The 2,521-nt window shown below is 75.3% G+C and carries 3 protein-coding genes; 2 read left to right on the top strand and 1 reads right to left on the bottom strand.

Annotation, left to right across the window (positions count from 1 at the left end; all coding sequences use genetic code 11):
- A partial coding sequence (locus tag J0670_RS35645) for a GNAT family N-acetyltransferase (RefSeq protein ID WP_207816755.1) occupies positions 1 to 813 on the bottom strand: 813 nt, incomplete at its 3' end.
- Positions 814 to 1,017: 204 nt separating this feature from the next.
- Between J0670_RS35645 and J0670_RS35640 the strand changes: the two genes are divergently transcribed.
- Together J0670_RS35640 and J0670_RS35635 are read left to right on the top strand one after the other, a co-directional pair.
- Complete coding sequence (locus J0670_RS35640; protein WP_207816754.1) at positions 1,018 to 1,923, top strand: RimK family alpha-L-glutamate ligase; 906 nt, start codon at positions 1,018 to 1,020, stop codon at positions 1,921 to 1,923.
- A partial coding sequence (locus J0670_RS35635) for a RimK family alpha-L-glutamate ligase (protein WP_207816753.1) occupies positions 1,920 to 2,521 on the top strand: 602 nt, incomplete at its 3' end. The genes J0670_RS35640 and J0670_RS35635, both read left to right, overlap by 4 nt.

Below are 2,521 nucleotides of genomic sequence, written 5' to 3'. Positions count from 1 at the left end.
GAAGCCGGCCCGGCGGTAGATCCGGGCGACGTCCTCGTCGGAGGCGGACAGGAACACCGTCCGTACGCCGCCGGCCCGGGCGTGCGCCACCAGGGCCGAGGTGACCGCGAGGCCCAGGCCGCGGCGGCGCGCGGACGGGAGCGTCCCCACCCCGACCACCTCGGTGACCGGGCCCACCGGGTTGTGCTGGCCCGCGCACAGCGCCTCGGCGCCGTCCAGCGCGGCGGCCAGCACGGTGCTGCCGTCGGTGATCCGCCGCGCGATCCGCGCCACCGCGCCCTCGGCGGTCAACTCCGCCACCGCCGCGGCCAGTTCGACCGTGCCGGCCGGACCGATGGCGGTGCCCGGGTCGGCGAAGGCCAGGTGCGGGACGGCCACCGCCGCCGCCAGCTCCGGCGCGTCCGCGGCCAGCACCCGTACCGCCACCCGCTCCGGGAGGTCCGGCGCCGGGGCTGGACCGTCCTGCGGGCCCAGCACCAGCAGCGGGTGCGCGTGCACCGTCAGCCCGGCCGCCTCCACCGCCGCGCGCAGCTCCGGGTTCCGCTCGGCCACCCACTCGAAGGCCTCCGGCTCGCCCAGCGCCCGCTGCCGCTCCAGCACCCGGAGGACGTCCTCGGCGGTGGCGGGCGGGCCGTCGTGGCCGAGCGTCGGGCGGGCGTAGTACGGCCAGCCGGCACCCTCGCGGACGAACAGGGTCAGCGGGCCGAAGTCCTCGGCGCGGGCGGCGCCGCGCGGGACGGTGTCGTAGTAGCGCTCGATCTCGTCGAGCAGGGCGTGGTCAGGAGCATGATCAGCAGAGGTCACGGCGTGCATCCAAGCAGGGGCGCCGGTGGGGCGCCAGCGTTTTACCCGGCCGTCACGGCTCCGCCCGCCCCCGGGGCGTTCGATTGTTGCCGAACGCTTACCGGCTCGCGGTGATCTTGTGCGGGTACGCAGGGCAAGCTGAGGCCTTCACAGCTCTGCCGAGGGGGACGGCGGACGTCCGGATTTCGGCGAGGCAAGGGGGAAGACAGGCCCATGAGGCTCTGCTTTCTGGTGGAGGAGCACTACCGGAGGGACGGCATGCCGCTGGACGTCGCACGTCAACTCGTCGCATGGGGGCACCGGGTGGACGTGCTGCGCCCGGGGGATTCGCTGATCGCGATCTCCGAGGCGGTTCGGGCCGGCAGCCACGACGCCTGGGTGCTCAAGACGGTCTCCGGCGGGCCCGGACTCACCCTGCTGGAGGCGGCCGCCGCCGTGGGGCTCACCACCGTCAACGACGTCCGCTCGATCCGCGGCGTCCGGGACAAGGCGCTCGCCTCGGTCATCGCCCGCACCCGAGGCCTGCCCGTCCCGGTCACCTACGCCGCCGCGCGCTGGGAGCGGCTGGCCGAGATCCCGTCCGCCGAGTACCCGCTGGTCGTCAAGCCCGCGGACGGCAGCTCCGGGCGGGCCGTCCGGCTGGTGGCGGGGCCCGACGATCTGATCGGCCTCGGGCCCGAACTCGCAGGGGAGGGGCTGCTGATCGCGCAGCCGTACGTGCCCAACTCCGGGACGGACCTCAAGGTGTACTGCGTCGACGGCGAGCTCTTCGCGACGGAACGTCCCTCCCCGCTGCACCCCGGACAGGGCGTGCGCGAGCGGCAGGTGCCGCTGTCGGCGAGCGTCGCGCGGATCGCGGCGCAGGTGGGCGAGGTGTTCGGGCTGGACCTGTTCGGGGTCGACGTCCTGCTCGGTCCGGACGGGCCGATGGTGGTGGACGTCAACGACTTCCCGAGCTTCCGGCAGGTGCCGGAGGCGGTCGCCAGGGTCGCCCGGGCGGTGCTGCGGCTCGCGCGCAGCGGGACGGCGGCGTCGCTGCCGGGGACGCCTGCCGCGTTGGTGCCGGCGGGTGGCCTTCCGTACGGGCGACCGGACATCGGTAAGGGTGAGTTGCTGTGAGGGTCGGACTGATCGCGCGGGACCCGGGGCACCCGGTGCTCGCGGCCGCCGCCGGGGAGCTGGTGCGGCACGGGTGCGAGGTGGAGGTCGTTCCGCCCGGCGGCGCGGTGGCGGAGCCGGCCGATGTGTACCTGCTCAAGGCCCGTACCCCGCAGGCGATTTCGCTGGCCCGGGAGCTGGAGCGCCGGGGTGCGGTGGTGGTCAACTCGGCGGCGGCGACGGAACTCTGCCAGGACCGGGTGCGGATGGACGCGCTCGCCCGGGGCGCCGGACTGCCCTTCGCGCCGACCTCGGCGGCCGGGCTGCTGGGTGAACTCGCCGATCTCGCTCACCCGTTCGTGGTCAAGAGCCGGCACAGCCGGCGGCACGACCTGGTCGCCAAGGTCGACAGCGCGGCCCGGCTGCGCGAGCTGGCCGAGCGGTGGCCCGACGAACCGGTGGTCACGCAGCCGTACGTGCCGGGGAGCGGCTGGGACCAGAAGCTGTGGGTGATCGACGGGGAGGTGTTCGCGACGCGGCGCCGCTCCGAGCTCTCCCCGGGGGACGGCGAGGCCCAGGAGTGGGAACCGCCCGCCGAACGGGCCGCGCTCGCGTTGCG

Origin of the sequence: Streptomyces sp. FH025 (assembly GCF_017427025.1) — a bacterium.
Classification (GTDB): Bacteria; Actinomycetota; Actinomycetes; order Streptomycetales; family Streptomycetaceae; genus Kitasatospora.
Note: the sequence above shows the minus strand (reverse complement) of the source record. Positions and strands in the feature narration are given on the sequence as shown.